This window comes from Stenomitos rutilans, assembly GCF_059505485.1.
In genome coordinates this window covers 18809-40543 of sequence record NZ_JCACKR010000103.1, presented here as the reverse complement: position 1 = coordinate 40543, position 21735 = coordinate 18809, and the positions used below count along the sequence as shown (strand labels likewise).

The following is a 21735-nucleotide window of genomic DNA, read 5'->3' as shown; positions in this document are numbered from 1 at the left end:
GCCATGAGTCGGACAAAAACCTGGGAACAAATCGGTCTTTTCGCGCTGCTGGGCTGCTTGCTCAGTTGGTTGATCAGTTGCAGTACGGGCACACCGATCGCTGGCAATAGTGGACAAACGGCATCTAGCAAGCAAGAAGTCGAATTCTGGACAATGCAGCTCCAGCCTGACTTCACTGACTATTTCAACAAGCTCATTGCTCAGTTTGAACAGGAAAATCCGACGGTGAAGATCCGATGGGTGGACGTGCCCTGGGCAGACATGCAGCGCAAAATTCTCACTGCGGTCTCTGCCAAAACTGCGCCAGATGTCGTGAACTTGAACCCAGATTTTGCTTCCCAACTGGCACAGCGGAATGCCTGGATGCTTCTGGATGGCACGGTTTCCCATGAAGCACAGCAGCAGTACCTCCCCAACATCTGGAAAGCCAGCACGTTGGATGAGAAAAGCTTTGGCATTCCCTGGTATCTCACGACGCGCGTGGCGATTTACAACACCGCCATTTTGAAGCTAGCGGGGGTTAGCAAACCGCCTGCAACCTATGCAGAGTTGGCTGCGATCGCCAAACAAATCAAAGACAAAACGGGAAAATATGCCTTCTTCGTTACCGTTGTCCCCGAGGACTCTGGCGAGGTGCTGGAATCGTTTGTGCAGATGGGTGTGGATTTAGTCGATGCTCAGGGCAAAGCGGCGTTTAATTCACCCAAGGGTAAAGCAGCGTTCCAGTATTGGGTTGACCTGTACAAAAACGGTTTGATGCCCAAGGAAGCGCTTACCGAAGGCCATCGTCACGCGATCGACCTCTACCAGCAAGGGCAAACCGCGATTCTGGCATCCGGTGCCGAATTTCTGAATACCATTGCCAAGAACGCACCGACGATCGCCAAAGCTTCGGCCTCTGCGCCTCAACTGACGGGTGAAACGGGCAAGAAGAACGTGGCCGTCATGAATGTGGTCATTCCCAAAGATACCGACGTTCCCGAAGCCGCACTGAAGTTTGCCCTTTTTGTCACCAACGATGCGAACCAACTTTCGTTTGCTAAAGCCGCCAATGTGCTGCCCTCCACCGTCAAAGCCTTACAGGACAGCTATTTTCAAACTGCGCCTGCGGATGCCACACCCGTAGACAAAGCCCGCATTATCAGCGCCCAACAGTTAAAAGATGCTGAAGTGCTCATTCCAGCGATGAAGGACGTAAAGCAACTGCAAAAAGTGATCTACGATAACCTGCAAGCCGCGATGCTGGGGCAGAAAACGGTGGATCAGGCGATCGCTGAAGCCGCCGATCAATGGAATCAGCGCGCCTAACCTTTAATCCTTAAACTCTTTTATTCTGGAAACTGAAAAAGGATCTTTAAGCAACACGATGGCAAAGCATACTCAGGCACACATTACACGCACGATCGAAGCAAACAAGCCGAACGCCTTCAAAACACGCACGAAGGAGCAGATGCATTACTACATGGGTGCCAAGCTCATCGAAATTGGCGTGGAACCGAAGTCGGTCATCTATCGCTGGTCGATGGAACCCAAGGGCAGCAACGAAGTGTGGACGTACAGCGCTTACTGGGGCGACTCCAAAGATAAACTGCTTCAAGAAGAAGGCAAGGGTTAGAAATAATCCGGTTCAAGATAGAGTGCGATCGCTTCCTGAATATTTGTGAGCGCATCTTCAATATCTTCCCCTTCACTGATGCAACCGGGCAGTGAGGGAACATGGAGTGTGTAACCGCCTTCTTCGCTTGGCTCCAGGATAACTCTTAGCTTCATCGTTCTCAAAAGTGTTGTGGGATGCAGCCGTTCAAATTGTAACGAACCTTAGATGTTCAAGGCATCAACCGCTATGGGGCTGCATGACGATGCCACCGAAGCGAGCTTCATCAGCCCAGCACGTAACTCCTTCGATATAGCAAAGATGACTGGGGTAGTCTTCTTGCGTGTCAGCGATAACTGCGCCAAACCCGCCGCTCATAGAGACATTGAAGAAGCTAAGCTGTTGCCCTTGAGCGTCACAGGCTTTTTCGTAACAAGCATGGCAAACCGCTTGCGGATACCGCTCTTGATGCTGCACGGGAGCGGAACAAATTGGGCAGGCATGAAATGATGGGTTAGTCATAGCGCGTGGCGATCGCTATAAGGTAGGACAGGCAACAACCCTCAAGATCATAGCAAGTTCGCCCTTTTGACCCTGGTAATACCGGGCAATGAACACAGAACAAAGCTGTAAAGGGCGATCGGGGCTGAACCAGATATCGCCTCAAAAAAATTGCCTATTGTTCCTGATGACCTCGACGTAACCAGAAGAAAGGAGTGGTAGATGCACCCTGATCAAATCCCTGGCTTCATGTCGGGGATTTTTTTGTTTCTAACCGTCGGCAGCCGTTTGAGAATCGATTCGTTCCGCTAAATTCATACGATTCTTCCTGATGACCTCGGCATAACCAGAAGAAAGGAGTGGTAGATGCACCCTGATCAATCCCTGGCTTCCCGCTGGGGATTTTTTATTACTGGCAGTCATCTTGTCAGCAGTCAGTAGCAATTTTAGACATAGCTATTGCTTGTTTCCGCAATCATGCCTCAAAGCTTGCTAGACCTTGTGGATGGATAACTGTAATACTCGATGTGATTGCAAAATCGCTTGAGTTAAAGGTCAAAAGATGGGTAATTCCATGTGCAAGCATCGTGGCAATAAGACGAACATCATGAGTTCGTTTGCCAATCACTTTACTATTTGTGACCAGGTTCAACCAGGTTGGAAAAATCTGCGATGTTTCCTCTAGCAACGGAAAGCGATCAAGCAGTTGATCGATCGTGTTTCTTACTTGTTCTACAGTCCATCCCAAGCCATTAACATCAACTGGGCGTGTAGCAACAACCCAAAATTCAACAAGCACTTGCGCTGTAAGCAAACATTCATCTTCCTGCGCCAATAAGCGAGAGATAGCATCAGTTGCAAGGCGATGTTGTACATCAGAAGCATTGCAGAAACGCATTACAACATTCGTATCAAGCAAATATCGAGTCATTCTTCGTAAATGCTGTCGCGGTCAAAGGCTTCGTCAGGCAAGCTCGGACTACCTTTAGGAAGCTGTAGAACCCATCCACGAAAGTCCCTTGCCCTTTCAGCAGGTGTGGCTCTTTGCCAAAACGGAACAGATGTCGCGGCTTGTTCAGATTGAGACTCAATAAATGCAACAAAATCAGCAACCTTTTTGAGTTGATCGTCGTTGAGTGTATCCAGTTCCTTCTTAAGGTCTTCTCGCAGCATAACTTGCAGTTTTGCGAAATAAAGATTTTTCTGTAGTGCCAATTAGATTACTTACTTGATTTCCAAAACATGATCAACTACTTAACGCATATCACTAGAAGAGAGGTGGCTTCAACAGTCAACCGTGAAAATTACGGCTCGATCCTCTGCTGATGCCTTTTCGTACAGTTGTCTTACCGCTTGAAACCACTCCCACGTATATTCAAAATCACGGTTGCTTAATGTCCCGTAATCGTCTTGTGGAATAGCAAGATACTGTTCTCGAAGCCAAAGTTCAGTAATCTGACTAAGCGCAAATGCAACATCTTTTACCTGCACCGCAGAAGTAAAGGAAACAGTGTAATCCTCTCCGTCATAAAGTTGTTCGCCACCACAGATGCAGTGATTGAGTGGATATTGACCACTTTCGTAGAGCAAACTCCCGTCTGTTAGACAACGATGAATTGCATTCCAAGCTTTATCAGATTCAGCAAGGTATTTTTCGTCCCATTCTCCTTCAATTGATTCAATGACTAACATCAGTCCATCGTCGTTTGCAGCTTCAAGTACAGCCTGAACCTGAGCATTTGACAGTGCAAAATGGATTCCTCGACCTGTCATGTAAACTCATGGACTTGACAACAACATGCCTATAATGCCCAACGCTCACCCCTAAAGTACTGTTACAAACAACAACCTGAACTACATACTAAATTATTTCTCAAAAATACCTAAGCGATCGCCCGATCGCCCATCGCCGCTAAAATCCCTTCAAACAATCGTATGCCATCTGTTCCACCTAACATTGAATCAGCAGCGCGTTCGGGGTGTGGCATCATGCCTAAGACATTGCCTTCGCGGTTGCAAATGCCTGCGATGTTGTTGAGTGAACCATTGGGATTGCTGGCATCATCTACATCTCCTGCATGGGTGGCGTAGCGGAACACAATTTGACCGTTTGCTTCCAGATCTGCCAGTGTGTCGGCATCGGCATAGTAATTGCCTTCACCATGCGCGATCGGCAAGGTAATGACAGTTTCCTTTTGATAGTGTTGCGTCCAGGGTAGATCGGTGCGTTCGACGCGGAGGGGCACGCGATCGCAGATGAAGTGTAGATCTCGGTTTCGCACCAGCGCACCTGGTAGTAAGCCTGCTTCCGTTAACACCTGGAAGCCGTTGCAAATGCCCAGAACGAGCTTTCCCTGTTCGGCATGTTTGATGGTTGCTTGCATGGCGGGTGAGAAGCGGGCGATCGCGCCACAGCGAAGGTAATCTCCGTAGCTAAAACCACCTGGTACGACAATCACATCCAGATCAGCCAGATCGCTTTCCTCATGCCAGACCATGCGTGTGGGCTGCTGCAACAGCGATTGCGTGACATATGCCACGTCGAGATCGCAATTGGAACCAGGGAAGACAATGACACCAAATTTAACCATGACGTTCTACTGCGAATCTAACGGAATGCCTGCTTGCTGAAACACTTGCTCTGCGGTGAATGCTAACCCCTCAAAAAGCGGATCTGTGAGTAGTGTATCGCCGATGTAGGTTTGAGGTGGCGCATCGGGGTAGAAAACAGTAACGCTTCTGGTGCTATCAACCACCCACACTCGCAGCACGTTAGCATCCAGGTACGCTCTCGCTTTTGCGGCTAATTGACCAAAGGTTTGACCGGGCGAAATGATTTCGATCGCGAGGTCAGGAGGTACGGAACACGCCCCATCTTCAGCCCAATCCGCAAGCAGTCGTTCATTAGAAATGTATAGAAGATCAGGTGTAGGCACCCAGCTTTGCCCGTTACGAGTTAACGTAATTGCCAGTTCTGGGCACACTTCGCCGCGTCCATTGCTCCATCCGTCGATCAGATAGATAAAGATACGGGTTAACTTGGAGTGTTTTTTTTTGGAGACATCTTAGGAACTGCCTGACCATCCACTAACTCATAAGTCAGATCATTTTCATCTGGCGAGAGAGCTAAAAATTCCTCAAGCGACAGTAACCCTTTTGCGTGAACAACCATAGTGCGTGAACCGTTACGTTAGTTCTCATTTTAGAGGGATTCTGCTTGATGCAAGATCAGCCAGTTGCCATCGGGGTCGTAAGCATAAATTTCTCTACCATGAGAGGCAGTGATGATGTCGCCAGAGGGCGGGTAGCCGAGTTGAGCAAGGTGGGCGATCGCCGCCTCTAGATTCTCCACTTCTAAACACAAACTCAGGCCAGTGAGAGAGTGGGGAGTGGGGAGTGGGGAGTGGGGAGTGGCTTTGGGGTGAAAGATGCCGAGTTTTAATCCAGAGAGATGGAATTCAGCATAAATATTTGGGCGTAGCACAGCGGGTTGCAGATTCAAAAGCTGACTGTAGAACTGAGTGAGGGATGCAAAGTGAGGCGTTGCTAGTGTCAGCAGAGCGGTAGTGCAGTGTAGTGGCATCATCGCACCAGGCGAAAGATAGTGCTTGGGCCACCATACGAATCATCGAAATCCGTATCAGATTCCCAAGCAAAGAGTGCTCTGGATGAAGAGTTAGACAATACACGGTGGCAACCGTTATCCAGCCCCACGCCAATGTGTGCTTCGCCAAAGGCAACGACGAGATCCCCTGCTTTTGCGTCTGCGGGTGAAATTTCTTTGCCGCGTCCGTTTTGCAATGCTTCAAACAACGACGGCACATAGTTGGGGTTGTCTCCCAAAGGTGCGATACCCGCTTTGCTGAGAACGCGGTTCAATGACCAGGCGCAGGCATTGTTGCCACCATCGGGGCCATCGGTGGTACACATGTCTCGCAAGCTTTGGGCAGCGGTCAGAATCGCAGCATTCAAATCGGCTGTTGTTGTGGTATGGCTGTTGGCAATCACTTCCTGAAAGTAAACGCCTGCTGTTTGAGGCCCAATCACCCCTTGATACGCACCTGTATTGTTCAAGCGATGTTTGTCTTTGAACGCACTCACGCCCGCGATCGACAGATCGAAGCCTTGCTGATGACATAGTTGGATGAAAGCAGTCAAGGTTGCTGGCCCAATAGCACCCGGTTTGCCCAACTTCATCAATTGCTTGAGTTGATTCACCTGCTCAACGGGCAAGTTTTTCAGAATGGCAAATGCATAGCTTTCCTCGATCGAAAGCTGAGTCGGATCAATGTTTTCGATCGCAAGAGCTGTAACCATACCTTCACCTGTAAGCTGTAACTGAGACGGCACATGCACTAAAGCATTCGTTCAGTGCTGAGTGCTCTATGACCATAACGCCATCACTCAAGGCACATAAATAACCTTACAGAAAAATTAACGTGCACTTGTCCGATGGTTGCCTGGAGTTGCAATCTTATGCCAATTCAAACAGTCACGGTGGCAGATCTTGGCTCCGAACCGATCCCCCTCAGTCCCCCTTATCAAGGGAGAGGCCGAAGGCAGGGGGATCTCATGTGTCGCATTCACAAATCAAATGGGTATTAGCCACCCAACTATAGCGAACGTATTTTATGCCTGAAGGCCCCGAAATTAAACAAGCCGCCGATACCATTGCGCGGGCGATCGTTCAAAAGCCACTGCTCCACATTGCGTTTGCATTCGAGCGTTTGCAGCCTTATGAAGAGATTTTGGTGAAGGAGCAGATCTGGGCAGTGCAAGCAAAAGGCAAAGCGCTCTTGATTCGCTTTCACAATCAGCTCAATATCTACAGTCACAATCAGCTTTACGGAAAGTGGTATATCCAAAAGGCCAATGTCTATCCAGCGACAAACCGCCAACTGCGGCTGGCAATCCACACGCAAACGCAAGCAGCTCTGCTGTACAGCGCGTCAGACATTGATGTCATCACGGATGAGCAAATTTTGACCCATCCGTTCCTTAGTCGTTTGGGGCCAGATGTGCTGGATGACGCAACGAGCGTAGAGCAGGTGCAAACTCGCTTTGTAGACAAACGTTTTTATCGTCGTGGGTTAATTAGTCTGCTGCTGGATCAAGGGTTTTTGTGCGGTTTGGGCAACTATCTGCGTAGCGAGGTGTTGTTTGTTGCCAAAGTGAACCCGGCATTGCGCCCGATCGATTGCACCGCTGATCAGATTCTCAGACTGGCAGAAGGCGCGATCGCGGTGAGCCGCCAATCCTACCGCACCAAAGGCATCACCAATGACCTGGAGATTGTCGCTCAACTCAAACAACAGGGACAGACACGCCAACAATACCGCTTCTACGTCTTCAACCGCGATGGCAGACCTTGCTACATCTGCGGCACTACTATTTTGAAAGAGATTGCAGGTGGTCGTCGTCTCTATTACTGTCCCCATTGCCAACAGAGTTAAATGGAATGAATGCCCGTTCAACACTTTCATTGCTTTAACCGTTCATGACTCTGTTTAATGCAACTCGCTTTCAGACGGTATGGCAGCGTCTTGGTTGTGAAGATGATAGCGCAGAGCTTTTCGCCCAACTGTTGGAGGCGTATCGGCAACCCCATCGCGCTTATCATACGGTGGCTCATATTGAAGCCTGCCTGCACCAGTTAAATGTTGCGGCAACGGAGGCAGAGCGATTTACCGAGGTGGAAGTAGCACTATGGTTCCATGATGCGGTTTATGATCTCCAGGCAACCGATAACGAAGCCCAAAGTGCGCTGTGGGCCAGCCAAGCATTACAGCAAAGTGGAGTGAGTGCTGTGGTTTGCGATCGAATCACCGCAATGATTCTGGCGACAACGCACGATCGCTCACCAGCGACCCATGACGGCGCGTTGTTGCTCGATATTGATCTATCGATTCTGGGACAAGCACCGAAAGCGTTTGCCGTGTATGAACAACACATTCGTACTGAATATCATTGGGTGACAGAAGAGGGCTATCGTGCTGGACGATCAGCAGTGCTGGAACGATTTTTGGCACGATCGACCATCTACTACACGCCGTTTTTTCGAGAGCGGTTAGAAGCACAGGCACGGTGGAACCTGGAACAGTCGATCGCAGCCCTGCATGGGCAGCAGTCTTAGGCTCGTGCATGAGATAACCTGTTGATTCAGGTTTTGTAAGGACATAGCATTGCCGTGCCCTTACGTCGTTGTTGCGTAGATACTATTGATCGAATCGATCGAGGATGGCATAAGGCATTGCCTCTAGCGAAGCTCGATCGCAAGCTCTATCAACCCGATACAGACAAGTGCAGCGTGAGAGCTTTAACTAGCAACAGCAGTTTTGGTGCGGGTAGGGCGCTTGCGATCGGACTTTTTCTTCAAACCAACCGAGCGGGCTTCGTTACTATCGGAACCAAACTGTCCACGTACCACTTCTTTCATGGCAATAACAGCGTTGTGGAATTCCCATTCTGCCTGACGAGCCGCATCAGCGGCAGCTTTATAGAGCGCTTGCTTTTCGGTTTCAAGCTGCTGTTGAGCAATCATGTTTTGAAAGGCGGATTGTAGCGCTTCGGTAGTGGCTTCAGGGCGAGTGGTTTTGTAAGCGGGAATTGTGCCAATACCGTTGAAGGCATCAACGTCTTGATTGATGAGTTGAGGCGATAAACGACGATTGGGAATTTGAATAGGCATGGTGAACCAGAGGGTAGAGGATGACACCTTTAATGTGCCCACTCAAAGAAAAAATCACACGTCACAAGTTCAAGGGCTATTCATTCCAGGAGTAGAGTCCATTTGGCAACGGATTGAACAACAGATGAAGCGGATAAATGGTCTGCTAGCAGTAGAAAACGCATCTGTTTCATCCGTTGTTATCTGCTGCCAAACAAAATGAAGTCGCCCTGCACAAGGTTCAACGTCTAGTGGACAATGCTGATGGTTAAATGTCGAATACGTTTTAAGTAAAAGCAACTATAGTGTTGTCTGGTCATGCAATACCAATGCTGTCACTGACGTTAGCGTGCGATCGCGCGACAGCACCATCGTTGCAAGCCACAGTCAGTAATATCCGCAGTCACTATACGACGGTTGTCAACCGCATAAAGATGTGCGCTGAATGCAATACTAATGTGGTCGTTTGCATTCAGTAATGCCCGCAGTGCAAATACACCTTTGATGGACTGCATTGAGATTGTGGGTAGCAACCATTGCTATGTGAGTGCATGTTGAAGTAATGAATCATTAGACAACAGCGTTGTAAAGAGCGATCCTAGCTATGCATTTAGCCGACGTTCGATCGCGGCAAACAATGCCTCGAACTCATCCTGACTATGAAGATCAGGCATGAGCGTATTCATGTTTTTGAAGATGCCCGTCAGTTCGGCAATGGTGTTGCGGATGTCTGTATATTGATCGATTTCGTCACGAAAGCCTTGTAGGTTTGCAGATCCAACGCCTTTCATTGCTTCATCGAGTGCGTTGATTTCGTCTTCCCAATGCTTGATGTATTTGATGCGCTGGGTTGGTTTGTAGATGTCTGCATCGGAGAGGACGATGGGAAAAATGCGATCGTAAAACTGATGATTTTTTGCCACCTGCACCAGCTCAAACATGCAGTTGGGAGATTTCAAATATTTATCGCTGACGACTGCAATCACACATTTACCGCGACCGATGCGCTCCATAAATGCTTGAATTAGCCCTTTGTACTCCAAGTCTCGCTTGTCACGAATGATGGTGATACCTTTTGCCTGAAACGCTTCATCCAGTCGGTTGACAAATGCCTCGCGTTCATCACCCCAGGCGTAGGAGATAAAGACTTCTTTTTCTGGCTCTGGTTGCGATCGCAGGTTAATCCTTGTTGCTCCTGGATCACGTCGTCTTTGCTGCCGTTCCTGTACCGATTCGATGCCATCTAGCAAGGATTGGACGCTGATACGTTCCTTGAGTCCGGTGGGAATGAAGCTGGTTTCGCCCAATTCCTCCAGGGTGAGCAAGTGCTGATAGTCGATCGGTTCAATGCCTGGATGAGTGGGTAAGGGAATTTTCTCGTCAACGTCCAAACCAGGAATAGTTTGATGGATGGCGGCGAACTGGGCGCGAATAACGGTGAGAAAGCGGCGATGACCGTGGTTAGTACCTATGATGCGGATAAAGATTTTCTTGTCTTCGCGGTCGGCTTTAATCAACGCAACGTTTCCTTCGTAGGCCAGCACGACTCCGTTGCGCCAGTAGGTATGCTGGTGAATCTTGTCGTTCATGCGGACGATGAAGCGCGAGATGATGCTGGTGGGCAACACCTTGTAGTGATATTCAAATGGCAATGCGTCTCGCCAGTCGCCTGTGTAGGGTTCTTCCTTCGTCAACAGATCGGGCAGCAAAAACTTCTGGTCGTGAAAGCCTTCGAGGTCAAAGCAGAGTTCAAACTTTCGCATCATGTCGATGATGAACAGATGCTTGCTGCGGGGATAGCGACTTTGATCGAGGATGCGGGTGAGGTGATTGCGTTCTAGAATGCCCCGATGCTCGGTGATGAGTGGGTTGTCGTTGAGGATGCGATACACGCCGTTTGTTACCCACTGCGGATTAAGAACGTTGGTATCTTCTAACCGATCGTCGCCATAAAAGTTGAGCACAATGCCGAGGTCGTGTAGGAAGCTAACGAGCGTAGTTTGGCTCAAGTCGTCGGTGATGCCTTGTGCGTTGCAGAGCTGCTGATACTCGGTGTAGGGAATGTAATCGTGCTCGATCGCTTCGAGCTGTTGCTTGAGCGTAAACCAGGAGAGGGGCAGCGGGTCGTAGATGTGTTCGAGCTTGTCCACTTCTTGCGTAATGAGCGATCGCAGGTCATCAATACCCTGATCCGTTTCGCAAGAGGTTTCCACAATCGCTTTGATCTGCGGATACTTGGTTTGCAAGCCACGTCTATCAATATCCAGCGGCTGTTGATCGACCTGATTGCCCACAATAATGATGGGCGAATCGCCGCCAAAGCTTTGGATGATCTTGAGCCAGTATTCCAGTCGGTTCTCGTCTTCATCCTGACGGGCGTTGAGTACCAGCAGGTAGAGACTGCGCTTGGTGAGAAAGAACTGATGGGTCGCGTGCATGATCTCCTGCCCACCAAAATCCCACACGTTGAGGCGAATGGTCTGCTCTTTGACTGGAATCTGCCAGGGCTGAATCTGAATGCCCTCCGTTTTACGCTCGTGTTGGTTGAAGACTCCCTCGATCAAACGCTTTACCAAAGACGTTTTACCAACATTGCTCTGCCCAACCACCAATAGTTTGGCTTCGTTGAGCGGCTTCTTCTGTTCCTTCTGAAGTTGAAAATAATAGCTGAAAATACTGGCAGGATACCAATCATCACCTAAAATTTCTGGCGGAATCGGCAATGCATTGTCTCGTAAATCTAACTGTAGAAGCTTCTTGAGCTGTATAAGTTCTGGCGATAGCGCTGTCAAGCGGTTACGACTAAGAATAAGCTTTGTGAGGCTGGTAAGTTGCCCAATCTCGCTTGGTAGCGCTATCAATTGATTGCTGTCGAGTTCAAGTGTAAGGAGGCTGGTAAGTTGCCCAATCTCGCTTGGCAGTGTCGTTAATTGATTGCTATTGAGATGAAGCGTGTGGAGTTTAGTAAGTTTACCGATCTCATGTGGTATTGCCGTTAATTGGTTATCACTAAGGATAAGCGTAATGAGATTGATAAGCCGCCCAATCTCGCTTGGCAACGCCGTTAATTGATTGCTGTAAAGATCAAGCCTATTGAGGCTGGTGAGTTGACCGATCTCAGGAGGTAATGTTGTCAATTGATTACCGTTGAGATCAAGCCTACTGAGACTGGTGAGTTGACCGATCTCAGGAGGTAATACTATCAACTGATTGAAGCTGAACTGAAGCGTATTAAGATTCGTAAGTTGAAAGATCTCAGATGGTACTGTTGTCAGGTGATTGAAGCGGAGAAAAAGTGTGCCCAGATTGGTAAGTTCACCGATCTCTGGCGGCAGTGTTGTCAAACTTTTTCCAGAAAGATCAAGTTCGGTTGCTCCTTCTCTAGCCGCTTGTTTGATGATTTGCAGCAGTTCTTCGTCTGTCATGGGCAAACCTCACGGGTTGAGCGATTTGGCGATCGACGTTGATCAATACTTTACCTGCTGTCGGTGTGAGGTGTGGGATGAGGGATGGGGGATGAGGGGCGATCGGGAATAGGAAGCACCCTGAAATTTGATCGTTCTCCTTCAAGCGATCGTCTGACATCAGGGCTTTAAAGCCCCCAGAATTGGGGGTTGGGGGCAAAGGCGTAAGTCCTGTCCATCACTTATATGCCAATGTCCGAAGCGATTCAGCCTCCTAATCCCCTAACTTTGGGGGACTTTGAACTGATCAGAGTACTCTAGAGACACGATCGCCCTGACTCGACTGATAACGTCCGAAGTTACTCAGCCCCCTAATCCCCCAGAATTGGGGGATTAGGGGGCTGATCAGGGCACTCTAGAAAAGAAAAACTGTCGATTCGATAGACTGATGCCGAAAGACTCTCCTAGAATTCGTGGCACGAACCTGCAAACGGAGCAAGCTGCTCGTCAGCTACGGAAGCATCAAACTCCTGCCGAAACCCGATTATGGAACGCTTTGAGTTGTCGTCAACTGGCAGGACTTAGGTTTCGCCGTCAGCATCCCGTCGGGCAGTTCATTGTTGACTTCTACTGCCCATCCTGCAAATTAGTCATTGAGGTCGATGGGGAGGTTCATATCCAGCAAGAAGCCTATGATAATGCTCGAACAGAACGGCTCCAATCGTTTGGTTATCAAGTGTTGCGGTTTACCAATGAAGAAGTTTTGAGCGATCTACAAGCTGTTCTAGCCCGCATTGTACAAGTAGCAGAAGCCTGTTTTCCCCCAGAACATAGCCCACATTGCCAATGCAGCGCGATCAAATCGTGATCGATGCAGTCACATTCGAGATCGATGGGCATACATTTGGCATCGATCGCCATACATTTGAGTTCGATCGCGATCGATTGGTGATCGATGGCTATACATTTGTGATCGATACGATCACATTGGCAATGTTAGCGATCGCGCACTTGTGTGAGGGGCGATCATCAACAGTTTAACGGGATGAGGAATGAGGGTGCGATCGTAAAGTGGGCGATCGCGTTACGCTGGCTTACTCTGGAAGAATGAGTATAGGCATTGCGCGATCGATGCTTTTGCGGTCTAACGCTACGTTGGAGGAGTCATGATTCAAGCAGCCTTGTTGGAGACGTTACAGAAACTACCTGAGTCGCTACAGCTAGAAGTGCTGCATTACGCCGAATTTCTGGTGCAGAAGTATCCTCAAGATGCGATCGCGGTAGAACCACTTCAGAAGAAGCGCGAAGCGGGTGCGCTTAAGGGAAGAATCTGGATGTCAGACGATTTTGATGAACCGCTAGAAGACTTCAAAGAATATATGTGAAGCTAGATGTTACTCGATACTCATACCTTGTTGTGGTTCCTTGACGACGACCCGCAACTGCCATCAGTCGTGAGAGAACGAATCGAGAATGCTGATACTAGCTTTGTCAGTATTGTGAGTCTTTGGGAGATTGCAATCAAAATTAGCATCGGCAAGCTGCGGCTTAACTACTCATTTCACGACTTGCAAGATTTGCTCGATCGCTTTGAGATTGAAGTTTTGCCGCTCGCCTTTACTGATATAGAGCAGTATCTCAATCTGCCGTTGCATCACCGTGACCCGTTCGATCGCATGCTCATCGCCCAAGCAATGAGTCACGATCTGACGCTGATTAGCCGCGATGAACAATTCGATGCGTATTCAATTCAGCGATCGCGGGAGTAGCATCACTACACATCCACAGGCAGCAACGAATAGTAAATGATGGCGAGAAAGCGAATGGGTAAGGTAATCAGCTTTTCGGGACCGTGAGGAATGTCGCCGCGAAAGGTGAGGGAATCGCCAGGTTCTAGCAGATAGGTGGATTGCCCGTGACGGTACTCGATCGCGCCTTCCAGCATATAAATAAACTCTGTACCGGGATGTTCAAACGTGGGAAACACCTCGGAGGCATCATCCATTGTGATCAAGAACGGCTCAAAGAGTTTTGTGGGTCCCTGGTCATAGGCTAATAGGTGATAAGTATGACCGCGTTTGGTGCCTCGGCGCACCACTTCCATCCCTTCGCCCTGTTTGACCAGTTGAGCACTTCCCGCAGGGATGTTGTAGTTGCGAAACAGCGTTGCCAAAGACACACCGAGAGCACTGGCAAGTTTTGCCAATGTTTCCAGACTCGTAGCCGTTTGTGCGTTCTCAATTTTGGATAACATCCCGCGCGAAATGCCGATTTGTTCGGCAACCTCGGCGATCGTCAACCCATGCTTTTGCCGCAGTTCACGAATGGTATTGCCAAGATAGCGCTCTAGAGCATGTTCAGCGACGTTTCGTTCTAGATTGCTGGTTGTAGCCTCTACCATCGTTACACCTCACGTGCGATCGCGTCACTCCAGACTAGATCGCATCATAGCAGGAAATTTAGTTGACATATATGAATCAAAGACTGCATGATAGTCACTGAAGTTTCCTTAACGGAACGGGAATTTTTCGATGCCCTCTGTACGACGCTACACCTTAACCCTCTCGTGCCCTGATCGCGTGGGCATTGTAGCAGCCGTAAGCACGTTTGTTGCCAGTCATCAGGGGTGGATTGTGGAAGCGCAGCATCACGCTGATCGCGTGGCAGAGCGGTTCTTCATGCGGCAAGAAATTCTCGCTGAGTCACTTCCCTTTGGCATTGAAGCGTTTCGAGCACAGTTTGCGCCGATCGCCGAGTCCTTTCAAATGGAATGGAATGTCACCGACTCCGCACAAAAGAAGCGGGTGGTGATTTTAGTCTCTAAGCTAGAGCATTGCCTGTATGACCTGCTGGCACGGTGGCAAAGTGGCGAACTGGATGTGGAAATTCCCTGCGTGATTTCCAATCATGATGGGTTTCGCAAGTTCGTAGAGTGGCACGAGATTCCCTTCTATCATGTGCCTGTTACGCCCGATACAAAAGCCGATGCCTTTGATAAAGTGATGCATTTGTTTGACCGCGTACAGGGAGATGTGATGGTGTTGGCACGCTACATGCAGGTGCTCTCACCGAAGATGTGCGATCGCTACACGGGCCGCATTATTAACATCCATCATTCGTTTCTGCCGTCGTTTGTAGGTGCTAAACCCTACCATCAGGCGTATGAACGCGGCGTGAAATTGACGGGTGCAACCTGTCACTATGTCACAGCAGACCTGGATGCAGGCCCCATCATTGAGCAGGATGTGATTCGCATTGACCATTCTGATTCGGTAGAAGATCTGGTGCGTTATGGCAAAGATATTGAGAAAGCGGTGCTGGCAAGGGGCTTGCGCTATCACGTGGAAGACCGGGTGCTGGTGCATGGTAACAAAACCGTCGTGTTTCGGTAGGAGATTGCCATGCCATTGCGCTTACTGAAATTTGGTTTCTCCCAAAAGCATCCCGAACCCCGGATGTTTCGGCAGCCCGATCGCCTCAAGTCGAGTTACGACGCGGTAATTATTGGTGGGGGTGGTCATGGGCTGGCTGCTGCCTACTACCTGGCACGCGATCACGGTATACACAATGTCGCGGTGCTGGAGAAAGGCTACCTCGGCGGCGGCAATACGGGACGCAACACCACAATCATTCGTTCTAACTACCTTACGCCTGAAGGCGTGAAGTTCTACGATGAATCGGTGCGGCTATGGCAGGACTTGTCACAAGAGTTTGACCTGAATGTGTTCTATTCCACACGCGGGCATTTTACGCTAGCACACACGGATGCGTCGGTGCGAACCATGCGCTGGCGATCGGAGGTCAACAAGCATTTCGGCATTGCTAGTGAACTGGTGGATGCTGATGCGGTGCAAGATGCCTGCCCACATGTGGATATAACCTGTGGTGGACACGCTCCTATTCTTGGTGCTCTCTACCATGCACCGGGAAGCATTGCCCGCCATGATGCCGTGGCGTGGGGTTACGGTCGTGGAGCCGATCAGCGCGGCGTAGAAATCCATCAACAAACGGAAGTGTTGGGCATTACGACTAAAGCAGGTCGAGTGACAGGTGTAGAAACGTCACGGGGAAAGATTTCCACATCACGAGTTCTCTGTGCGGTCGCTGGATCAACGCCACGATTGCTGGCTATGGTGGGATTGCGATCACCCCTCCACATCCATCCTTTACAAGCAATGGTGAGCGAACCCATGAAAGCATGGCTTGATCCCATCATTGTTTCGGGTAGTTTGCATGTGTATGTCAGCCAAACGGCACGGGGAGAACTGGTGATGGGTGCGTCGCTTGACCCCTACGAGCTACATTCCACCCGATCGACCCTCGATTTTGTAGAAGGCTTGGCAGCAAATATGCTGGAACTTTTTCCCTTCCTGTCGCATGTCAAAGTGGTGAGGCAATGGGCAGGCATGGCAGACATGACTCCAGATTTCGCACCCATTATGGGAAAAACCGCGATCGAGGGTTTTTATTTGGATTCCGGTTGGGGCACCTGGGGCTTTAAAGCAACGCCTGTAGCAGGTAAAACGATGGCATATACAGTGGCGAACGATCGCACCCATGAGCTGATTCAAGACTTTTCTCTCGATCGTTTTGCCAACTATGCTTTGGTGGGTGAAAAGGGTGCGGCTTCGGTGGGACATTAGGGAGTGGGGAGTGGGGAATGGGGAGGGGGGAATTTTGAGTAGTGCTCTGCGCCGACAAGCTAGAGAGTTTTAAGTTGAAAAGTGGGGAGCAGGGAATCGAAATTGAGGAGAGTTTATGGTGCTTGAGGTGGCGATGTTAATGGTCAAAAATGAATTAGAGCAAGCATTTGAAACCTCGTTCAGGCAGGCTTCGCTCTTAATTGCCTCTATGCCTGGGTATGAATCCCATGAACTCCATCAATGCCTGGAAGTGCCCAGAAAGTATTTGCTGTTGGTGAAATGGAATACGCTAGAAGACCATACGATCGGCTTTCGCCAATCATCTATCTATCAAACATGGAAACAGCTTTTGCACCATTTCTATGATCCGTTCCCAGTGGTTGAACATTTTATAGAAGTCGTTAGCTGCAAGCGGCAAGAGTGAATCTTCTAATGAACGTTCGACGCTTATGAAGAAATTACTCTTTGTGTGCGGTAAAAATCGTTTACGTAGCCCGACTGCTGAAACGATCTTCTCGCGCTATGAGGGATTGGAAGTCGAATCGGCGGGGATCGACCGGGACGCAGATACGCCGCTATCTAGCGAGACAATTCAATGGGCAGATGTCATCTTTGTGATGGAAAATGTACACCGGAGTAAGCTCTCAAAAAAGTTTCAGCCTTATCTTAATGGTAAACGGATTGTTTGTTTGGATATTCATGACGAGTATGAGTATATGGAATCGGCTCTGGTAGAACTCCTTGAGAGAAAAGTATTGCCGCTGTTAGGCACCTTTTAGCACTGAAATAGATGGACTGCGATGGGTGGGACTCTGATGGATGGGAAGAAACGATGAAATTAATGGTGTGTCCAATGAATGGTGCTCGACCGATTTCGGAATTTGTGTATGGTGGCGAAGTGCGTCCTATGCCCGATCCACAGACCGTAGATGATGTAGCGTGGGCAGATTATGTGTTTAACCGCAACGGTGCCGCAGGCGTGAAGCAGGAATGGTGGTGCCATACGCCGAGTAATACCTGGTTTCTGGTCGATCGCAATACCGCAACCGATGAAATTCTTCGTACCTATTTGTATGGTGAGGAGGCCGCATGAGCCAACGTCTACCGCCTGTACCAGGGGAGTGGATCGATCGCACCCGACCGATCGACTTCACCTTTGAAGGAATGCATTTTCGGGGGTATGCAGGCGATACCATCAGCAGTGCGTTATGGGCATCAGGACAACGAGTGTTGGGACGCAGCTTCAAATACCATCGTCCACGTGGGCTACTGAGCTTTGCGAATCACGACGTCAACACGCTGATGCAATCTGGTCAGGTGCTGAATGTTCGGGCAGATGTCACACCGTTAGAAGCAGGGATGACGCTCACAGCCATTAATACGGTGGGCGGCGTAATGGGCGATCGTGCCAGCGTTCTCAATTTCTTTTCACCCTTCCTGCCCGTTGGTTTTTACTACAAAGCCTTTCTAGATAAAAAACTCTTTCCCATATGGGAACGCCTGATTCGCCGCATGACGGGCTTGGGTGAAGGTAATCCAGCCACTCCCCACATCCGCACGCCCAAGCGCTACGACTTTTGTGACGTGTTGGTGATTGGTGCTGGGGTCTCTGGTTTGTCAGCCGCACTGTCAGCGGCAAACGCAGGCGCAGATGTAGTCATTATCGATGAGAACGCGAAGGCAGGTGGTTCCGGCGGCTATCAACTGGGTGGCAATTCATCTCACGCTGAGAAAACGGCTGCATTGCTGGATGCGATCGCCTCCCATCCTAACATTCGGTTGTATATAGGCACTCAAGCAGCAGGCTATTACGCCGATCACTGGATTCCCTTAGTCGATCGCGATCGACTTTCCAAGATGCGTGCCAAGTCGGTCATTGTTGCCAGCGGTGCCTACGATCAACCTGCCGTTTTCCACAACAACGATCTCCCAGGCGTGATGTTGGCATCTGCTGCTCAACGGCTCATCTATCGCTATGCGGTCAAGCCCATGCAGCGGGCAGTTGTCTTGGCTGCAAACAGCGATGGATACCGTGCAGCATTAGATTTGGCAGCACATGGAATTGTCGTGATGGCGATCGTCGATCTACGTCCTACTCCCACATTAACGGATCTCATGCAGGCGGCGCGATCGCAAAACATTCCCATCTATACAAATCATTGCATTTACGAAGCAAAGCAAAATCCAGCAGGTGATGGCATTGCCAGCGCTGTAGTTTGTCCGTTTGATGGTAACGAACCACAAGTAGGACAAAAACGGTCGATCGCCTGTGATGGCATTGTCATGAGTGTAGGTTGGGCACCTGCTGCCAATTTGCTGTATCAAGTCGGTGCCAAGATGCGCTTTAATAAACACTTACAGCAGTTTGTCCCAGACGTTTTGCCCGCAGGTGTTTTTGCCTGTGGTCAAGTGAATGGTATCTTCGAGTTTGAGCAGAAAATATTAGATAGCGATAGGGCTGGTAATCTAGCAGCAGCGTTTCTAGGCTTTCCCAATACCGCTCCTGACTCTTCTTCTCTTTCGAGGTGTAACAACCTTCAGCTTACCCAAATCGAGCCGATTTACGAGGGACTGGAACTGGAACAATTAGCACCTTTCGGGGGGCGTGGGGGAGTTAGGACCCCACAAAGCGGGGGGGCGGGGGGAAGTCCCCCGGACAAGATTAGAAACGAAGCCCAAATCTCCATACACGACAATTCGTGTGAAAGTGAGAGTGTTTCTCATCCCTGGCCGATCGTCCCTCATCCCCATCATAAAAACTTCGTAGATTTCGATGAAGACCTGCAACTTAAAGACTTCTACAACGCTGCCCAGGAAGGCTTTGATAATATAGAACTCCTCAAACGCTACACCACCTTTGGGATGGGACCCAGCCAGGGAAAACATTCCAACATGAACGCTTTGCGAATTTTGGCACAGATTACAGGCAAAACTCCTGGTGAAGTCGGTACCACTACCGCACGACCGTTTTTCCATCCCGTGCTTCTCTCCCATCTGGCAGGACGTGGGTTTACACCAGAGCGCCAAACGCCGTTACACAGTCGCCATGCTGCATTAAACGCCAAATTCATGCTCACAGGCAACTGGCGACGACCCGAGTATTACACTCAGGAGGGAAAGAGCCGTGACAAGTGTATTTCTGAGGAAGCGATCGCCGTTCGTACCCGCATCGGTATTATTGATGTCGGCACATTAGGCAAATTGGAAATACGCGGCCCTGATGCGGCAGAGTTTCTAGAGCGAGTCTACACCGGACGCTACGACAGCCTGAAAGTGGGAATGTCGCGCTATGCCCTGATGCTCGATGAAACAGGAGTCATCATTGATGATGGTGTAATCGCACGTTTTGGAACCGAGCATTTCTACTTCACTACCACGACCTCTGGTGCAACAAACATCTACCGTGAGCTGTCGCGCCTCAACACCATGTGGCACTTGGACTGTGGCATTGTGAATACAACAGGTGCACGATCGGCCATCAATCTGGCTGGCCCCCATGCTCGTGAAGTGCTTGCCAAACTCACCAATCTGGATTTGTCCCATAACGCTTTCCCCTACCTTGGCGTACGTCAGGCAACTGTTGCTGGCATTCCTGCTTTATTGATGCGCGTTGGGTTTGTCGGTGAGTGGGGGTACGAAATTCATGTCGCCGCAGACTCGGCGATCGCACTTTGGGATGCTTTACTAAAAGCAGGTGCAGCATACGGCATTAAGCCCTTTGGTGTCGAAGCGCAACGGCTACTGCGACTGGAGAAAGGACACCTAATTGTCGGGCAGGATACCGACGGTTTGACCACTCCGCGAGAAGCTGGTCTGGGATGGGCTGTCAAGCTAGACAAGCCGTTTTTCATTGGTCAACGCAGTCTACAAAGTATGACAAATCCGATCAAACATACGTTGGTGGGCTTTGTGCTAGAGCCATTTCAAGGATTGCCACCGCAGGAATGCCATCTCATTATCGATCGCAATGAAATAGCGGGTCGCATTACCAGCATTGCCTTCAGTCCTTTCTTAAAACAATTTATTGGATTAGCATTTGTGAAACCAGAGTTGGCGACAGTGGGCGATCGCCTTTCCATTCGCCGCGCCGATGGTTCCTTCGTCACCGCAACCATTCATCCCACTCCCTTCTACGATCCCGAAAACCTCCGCCAGAAAGAAGCTATCCAAAAACAGGAGGAAGTCACGGTATGATTCGCCTGAGTCCAATGCATGACCGACTCCAATGCATCAATGGAACGTTGCAAGATTTGAATGGAATGCCAACTCTTCTGTCCGTTCCTGATGAGGTTAGGATAGCCACTCATTTAGGTATCGCTGATGTTTCTTGCCTGACTCGTTTTGGTGTTAAAGGAGCGGATGCAGCCGCTTGGCTATCGAGTCAAGGCATCACAACGCCTGATCGCCCAAATACCTGGAATCCCCTTCCTGATGGTGGCATCATTGCCCGTCTCGGCTTAACAGAATTTTTGATTGAAGACGATTTGCAAAGCCATTTTGCAGTTAATCTAGCCAAACTCTGCCAGCAGCCACCCGCCAAAGTTTATCCCGTCTTACGTCAGGATGCTGCGATCGTCCTTTGTGGTTCAGCAGTCAACGAACTCCTACTGCAAACCTGTAGCGTTAACTTTCGCGTTCTATCATTGCTGGAACATCCCGTCATGCTCACATCAATGGTAGGAGTCGCTGTTACCATCATTCCTGGCGATCGCAATGGCAACCCGTTCTACCGTATCTGGTGTGATGGTACGTTTGGAACATATGTATGGCAAACCTTAGAAGCGATCGTCCAAGAGTTGGGCGGCGGCGTGATTGGTTTAGCAAAACGGATGAGGGATGAGGGATGTAGCTTGCTTCCCGTTGGCGAAGCCTGCCGAAGGCATAGGGTAGGCTAAAAGTTTTGAATTTTGAGCTTGGAATTGGGAA

At 49.6% G+C, this 21735-nt stretch carries 29 protein-coding genes; 15 read left to right on the top strand and 14 right to left on the bottom strand.

The window, feature by feature from the left end:
• Window positions 1-3: 3 nt before the first annotated feature.
• Window positions 4-1308 (top strand): ABC transporter substrate-binding protein, encoded by a 1305-nt coding sequence (locus tag AC5JLP_RS20645; protein WP_496069829.1) that lies wholly within the window; start codon window positions 4-6, stop codon window positions 1306-1308.
• A gap of 58 nt (window positions 1309-1366) precedes the next feature.
• On the top strand, window positions 1367-1615 hold the full coding sequence (locus AC5JLP_RS20640; protein ID WP_496069828.1) for a hypothetical protein: 249 nt from the start codon (window positions 1367-1369) through the stop codon (window positions 1613-1615).
• Here AC5JLP_RS20640 and AC5JLP_RS20635 read toward each other — a convergent pair.
• The 10 genes from AC5JLP_RS20635 to AC5JLP_RS20590 form a co-directional block, all read right to left on the bottom strand.
• The gene (locus tag AC5JLP_RS20635) at window positions 1612-1770 is read right to left on the bottom strand and encodes a type II toxin-antitoxin system HicB family antitoxin (RefSeq protein ID WP_496069827.1); all 159 of its coding nucleotides are present in this window, start codon (window positions 1768-1770) and stop codon (window positions 1612-1614) included. The two genes, AC5JLP_RS20640 and AC5JLP_RS20635, sit on opposite strands and share 4 nt — an antisense overlap.
• A 64-nt stretch (window positions 1771-1834) precedes the next feature.
• A complete protein-coding gene (locus AC5JLP_RS20630; RefSeq protein ID WP_496069826.1) occupies window positions 1835-2116 on the bottom strand; it encodes a hypothetical protein in 282 nt (93 codons plus the stop codon).
• Window positions 2117-2570: 454 nt separating this feature from the next.
• Entirely contained in the window at window positions 2571-3026 is a 456-nt protein-coding gene (locus tag AC5JLP_RS20625) for a type II toxin-antitoxin system VapC family toxin (protein WP_496069825.1), read from the bottom strand.
• On the bottom strand, window positions 3023-3310 hold the full coding sequence (locus tag AC5JLP_RS20620) for a hypothetical protein (protein ID WP_496069824.1): 288 nt from the start codon (window positions 3308-3310) through the stop codon (window positions 3023-3025). The genes AC5JLP_RS20625 and AC5JLP_RS20620 overlap by 4 nt, the downstream gene beginning before the upstream one ends.
• A gap of 69 nt (window positions 3311-3379) precedes the next feature.
• Window positions 3380-3868, bottom strand: coding sequence for a YfbM family protein (locus AC5JLP_RS20615; protein WP_496069823.1), 489 nt, complete (start codon window positions 3866-3868; stop codon window positions 3380-3382).
• A 110-nt stretch (window positions 3869-3978) separates the two neighbouring features.
• Entirely contained in the window at window positions 3979-4686 is a 708-nt protein-coding gene (gene purQ, locus AC5JLP_RS20610) for a phosphoribosylformylglycinamidine synthase subunit PurQ (protein WP_496069822.1), read from the bottom strand.
• A 6-nt stretch (window positions 4687-4692) separates the two neighbouring features.
• Window positions 4693-5109, bottom strand: a complete 417-nt coding sequence (locus tag AC5JLP_RS20605; protein WP_496069836.1) for a Uma2 family endonuclease — start codon at window positions 5107-5109, stop codon at window positions 4693-4695.
• Window positions 5110-5129: 20 nt separating this feature from the next.
• Entirely contained in the window at window positions 5130-5267 is a 138-nt protein-coding gene (locus tag AC5JLP_RS20600) for a hypothetical protein (RefSeq protein WP_496069821.1), read from the bottom strand.
• A gap of 30 nt (window positions 5268-5297) precedes the next feature.
• On the bottom strand, window positions 5298-5681 hold the full coding sequence (locus tag AC5JLP_RS20595) for a VOC family protein (protein ID WP_496069820.1): 384 nt from the start codon (window positions 5679-5681) through the stop codon (window positions 5298-5300).
• Complete coding sequence (locus AC5JLP_RS20590; RefSeq protein WP_496069819.1) at window positions 5678-6412, bottom strand: hypothetical protein; 735 nt, start codon at window positions 6410-6412, stop codon at window positions 5678-5680. The genes AC5JLP_RS20595 and AC5JLP_RS20590 overlap by 4 nt, the downstream gene beginning before the upstream one ends.
• Before the next feature lie 314 nt (window positions 6413-6726).
• Between AC5JLP_RS20590 and nei the strand changes: the two genes are divergently transcribed.
• Window positions 6727-7548, top strand: a complete 822-nt coding sequence (nei, locus tag AC5JLP_RS20585; protein ID WP_496069818.1) for an endonuclease VIII — start codon at window positions 6727-6729, stop codon at window positions 7546-7548.
• 44 nt (window positions 7549-7592) lie between these two features.
• Window positions 7593-8228, top strand: coding sequence for an HD domain-containing protein (locus tag AC5JLP_RS20580; RefSeq protein WP_496069817.1), 636 nt, complete (start codon window positions 7593-7595; stop codon window positions 8226-8228).
• A 183-nt stretch (window positions 8229-8411) separates the two neighbouring features.
• Here the strand turns inward: AC5JLP_RS20580 and AC5JLP_RS20575 are convergent, their stop codons facing one another.
• From AC5JLP_RS20575 to AC5JLP_RS20565, 3 genes are all read right to left on the bottom strand, one after another.
• A complete protein-coding gene (locus AC5JLP_RS20575; RefSeq protein ID WP_496069816.1) occupies window positions 8412-8783 on the bottom strand; it encodes a hypothetical protein in 372 nt (123 codons plus the stop codon).
• Window positions 8784-9106: 323 nt separating this feature from the next.
• Window positions 9107-9277 (bottom strand): hypothetical protein, encoded by a 171-nt coding sequence (locus AC5JLP_RS20570; protein WP_496069815.1) that lies wholly within the window; start codon window positions 9275-9277, stop codon window positions 9107-9109.
• A gap of 87 nt (window positions 9278-9364) precedes the next feature.
• Window positions 9365-12187, bottom strand: coding sequence for a COR domain-containing protein (locus AC5JLP_RS20565; protein ID WP_496069814.1), 2823 nt, complete (start codon window positions 12185-12187; stop codon window positions 9365-9367).
• A gap of 427 nt (window positions 12188-12614) precedes the next feature.
• Here AC5JLP_RS20565 and AC5JLP_RS20560 point away from each other — a divergent pair, with 427 nt between their 5' ends.
• The 4 genes from AC5JLP_RS20560 to AC5JLP_RS20545 all read left to right on the top strand — a co-directional run bounded on the left by AC5JLP_RS20560 (window position 12615) and on the right by AC5JLP_RS20545 (window position 13935).
• On the top strand, window positions 12615-13034 hold the full coding sequence (locus AC5JLP_RS20560; protein WP_496069813.1) for an endonuclease domain-containing protein: 420 nt from the start codon (window positions 12615-12617) through the stop codon (window positions 13032-13034).
• Window positions 13013-13207, top strand: coding sequence for a hypothetical protein (locus tag AC5JLP_RS20555; protein ID WP_496069812.1), 195 nt, complete (start codon window positions 13013-13015; stop codon window positions 13205-13207). Before AC5JLP_RS20560 ends, AC5JLP_RS20555 begins: the two co-directional genes overlap by 22 nt.
• Before the next feature lie 125 nt (window positions 13208-13332).
• Window positions 13333-13551 carry a type II toxin-antitoxin system VapB family antitoxin gene (gene vapB / locus AC5JLP_RS20550; RefSeq protein ID WP_496069811.1) on the top strand — a complete coding sequence of 73 codons (219 nt, stop codon included), beginning with the start codon at window positions 13333-13335 and terminating at the stop codon, window positions 13549-13551.
• 6 nt (window positions 13552-13557) lie between these two features.
• Window positions 13558-13935 carry a type II toxin-antitoxin system VapC family toxin gene (locus tag AC5JLP_RS20545; RefSeq protein ID WP_496069810.1) on the top strand — a complete coding sequence of 126 codons (378 nt, stop codon included), beginning with the start codon at window positions 13558-13560 and terminating at the stop codon, window positions 13933-13935.
• Window positions 13936-13940: 5 nt separating this feature from the next.
• Here the strand turns inward: AC5JLP_RS20545 and AC5JLP_RS20540 are convergent, their stop codons facing one another.
• Complete coding sequence (locus tag AC5JLP_RS20540) at window positions 13941-14567, bottom strand: helix-turn-helix domain-containing protein (protein ID WP_496069809.1); 627 nt, start codon at window positions 14565-14567, stop codon at window positions 13941-13943.
• A gap of 130 nt (window positions 14568-14697) precedes the next feature.
• Here AC5JLP_RS20540 and purU point away from each other — a divergent pair, with 130 nt between their 5' ends.
• The 7 genes from purU (at window position 14698) to AC5JLP_RS20505 (ending at window position 21704) form a co-directional block, all read left to right on the top strand.
• Entirely contained in the window at window positions 14698-15558 is an 861-nt protein-coding gene (gene purU, locus AC5JLP_RS20535) for a formyltetrahydrofolate deformylase (protein ID WP_496069808.1), read from the top strand.
• Window positions 15559-15567: 9 nt separating this feature from the next.
• Entirely contained in the window at window positions 15568-16809 is a 1242-nt protein-coding gene (locus AC5JLP_RS20530; RefSeq protein ID WP_496069807.1) for an FAD-dependent oxidoreductase, read from the top strand.
• 115 nt (window positions 16810-16924) lie between these two features.
• Complete coding sequence (locus AC5JLP_RS20525) at window positions 16925-17233, top strand: antibiotic biosynthesis monooxygenase family protein (RefSeq protein ID WP_496069806.1); 309 nt, start codon at window positions 16925-16927, stop codon at window positions 17231-17233.
• Window positions 17234-17258: 25 nt separating this feature from the next.
• Window positions 17259-17588, top strand: coding sequence for a low molecular weight protein tyrosine phosphatase family protein (locus tag AC5JLP_RS20520; RefSeq protein ID WP_496069805.1), 330 nt, complete (start codon window positions 17259-17261; stop codon window positions 17586-17588).
• 53 nt (window positions 17589-17641) lie between these two features.
• Window positions 17642-17902: a sarcosine oxidase subunit delta gene (locus AC5JLP_RS20515; RefSeq protein WP_496069804.1), complete on the top strand. Its 261-nt coding sequence runs from the start codon at window positions 17642-17644 to the stop codon at window positions 17900-17902.
• Window positions 17899-21003 (top strand): 2Fe-2S iron-sulfur cluster-binding protein, encoded by a 3105-nt coding sequence (locus tag AC5JLP_RS20510; RefSeq protein ID WP_496069803.1) that lies wholly within the window; start codon window positions 17899-17901, stop codon window positions 21001-21003. Before AC5JLP_RS20515 ends, AC5JLP_RS20510 begins: the two co-directional genes overlap by 4 nt.
• Window positions 21000-21704 (top strand): hypothetical protein, encoded by a 705-nt coding sequence (locus AC5JLP_RS20505; RefSeq protein WP_496069802.1) that lies wholly within the window; start codon window positions 21000-21002, stop codon window positions 21702-21704. Before AC5JLP_RS20510 ends, AC5JLP_RS20505 begins: the two co-directional genes overlap by 4 nt.
• Window positions 21705-21735 lie beyond the last annotated feature (31 nt).

Excerpts from the sequence above, each read along its gene's own strand:
- AC5JLP_RS20540 (WP_496069809.1), bottom strand. The coding sequence starts at position 14,567 with ATGGTAGAGGCTACAACCAGCAATCTAGAACGAAACGTCGCTGAACAT.
- AC5JLP_RS20640 (WP_496069828.1), top strand. The coding sequence starts at position 1,367 with ATGGCAAAGCATACTCAGGCACACATTACACGCACGATCGAAGCAAAC.
- nei (WP_496069818.1), top strand. The coding sequence starts at position 6,727 with ATGCCTGAAGGCCCCGAAATTAAACAAGCCGCCGATACCATTGCGCGG.
- AC5JLP_RS20580 (WP_496069817.1), top strand. The coding sequence starts at position 7,593 with ATGACTCTGTTTAATGCAACTCGCTTTCAGACGGTATGGCAGCGTCTT.
- AC5JLP_RS20545 (WP_496069810.1), top strand. The coding sequence starts at position 13,558 with ATGTTACTCGATACTCATACCTTGTTGTGGTTCCTTGACGACGACCCG.
- purQ (WP_496069822.1), bottom strand. The coding sequence starts at position 4,686 with ATGGTTAAATTTGGTGTCATTGTCTTCCCTGGTTCCAATTGCGATCTC.
- AC5JLP_RS20590 (WP_496069819.1), bottom strand. The coding sequence starts at position 6,412 with ATGGTTACAGCTCTTGCGATCGAAAACATTGATCCGACTCAGCTTTCG.
- AC5JLP_RS20530 (WP_496069807.1), top strand. The coding sequence starts at position 15,568 with ATGCCATTGCGCTTACTGAAATTTGGTTTCTCCCAAAAGCATCCCGAA.
- AC5JLP_RS20570 (WP_496069815.1), bottom strand. The coding sequence starts at position 9,277 with ATGCAGTCCATCAAAGGTGTATTTGCACTGCGGGCATTACTGAATGCA.
- AC5JLP_RS20595 (WP_496069820.1), bottom strand. The coding sequence starts at position 5,681 with ATGATGCCACTACACTGCACTACCGCTCTGCTGACACTAGCAACGCCT.
- AC5JLP_RS20520 (WP_496069805.1), top strand. The coding sequence starts at position 17,259 with ATGAAGAAATTACTCTTTGTGTGCGGTAAAAATCGTTTACGTAGCCCG.
- vapB (WP_496069811.1), top strand. The coding sequence starts at position 13,333 with ATGATTCAAGCAGCCTTGTTGGAGACGTTACAGAAACTACCTGAGTCG.
- AC5JLP_RS20600 (WP_496069821.1), bottom strand. The coding sequence starts at position 5,267 with ATGGTTGTTCACGCAAAAGGGTTACTGTCGCTTGAGGAATTTTTAGCT.
- AC5JLP_RS20555 (WP_496069812.1), top strand. The coding sequence starts at position 13,013 with ATGCAGCGCGATCAAATCGTGATCGATGCAGTCACATTCGAGATCGAT.
- AC5JLP_RS20575 (WP_496069816.1), bottom strand. The coding sequence starts at position 8,783 with ATGCCTATTCAAATTCCCAATCGTCGTTTATCGCCTCAACTCATCAAT.
- AC5JLP_RS20630 (WP_496069826.1), bottom strand. The coding sequence starts at position 2,116 with ATGACTAACCCATCATTTCATGCCTGCCCAATTTGTTCCGCTCCCGTG.
- AC5JLP_RS20510 (WP_496069803.1), top strand. The coding sequence starts at position 17,899 with ATGAGCCAACGTCTACCGCCTGTACCAGGGGAGTGGATCGATCGCACC.
- AC5JLP_RS20515 (WP_496069804.1), top strand. The coding sequence starts at position 17,642 with ATGAAATTAATGGTGTGTCCAATGAATGGTGCTCGACCGATTTCGGAA.
- AC5JLP_RS20505 (WP_496069802.1), top strand. The coding sequence starts at position 21,000 with ATGATTCGCCTGAGTCCAATGCATGACCGACTCCAATGCATCAATGGA.
- AC5JLP_RS20525 (WP_496069806.1), top strand. The coding sequence starts at position 16,925 with ATGGTGCTTGAGGTGGCGATGTTAATGGTCAAAAATGAATTAGAGCAA.
- AC5JLP_RS20560 (WP_496069813.1), top strand. The coding sequence starts at position 12,615 with ATGCCGAAAGACTCTCCTAGAATTCGTGGCACGAACCTGCAAACGGAG.
- AC5JLP_RS20645 (WP_496069829.1), top strand. The coding sequence starts at position 4 with ATGAGTCGGACAAAAACCTGGGAACAAATCGGTCTTTTCGCGCTGCTG.
- purU (WP_496069808.1), top strand. The coding sequence starts at position 14,698 with ATGCCCTCTGTACGACGCTACACCTTAACCCTCTCGTGCCCTGATCGC.
- AC5JLP_RS20565 (WP_496069814.1), bottom strand. The coding sequence starts at position 12,187 with ATGACAGACGAAGAACTGCTGCAAATCATCAAACAAGCGGCTAGAGAA.
- AC5JLP_RS20625 (WP_496069825.1), bottom strand. The coding sequence starts at position 3,026 with ATGACTCGATATTTGCTTGATACGAATGTTGTAATGCGTTTCTGCAAT.
- AC5JLP_RS20615 (WP_496069823.1), bottom strand. The coding sequence starts at position 3,868 with ATGACAGGTCGAGGAATCCATTTTGCACTGTCAAATGCTCAGGTTCAG.
- AC5JLP_RS20635 (WP_496069827.1), bottom strand. The coding sequence starts at position 1,770 with ATGAAGCTAAGAGTTATCCTGGAGCCAAGCGAAGAAGGCGGTTACACA.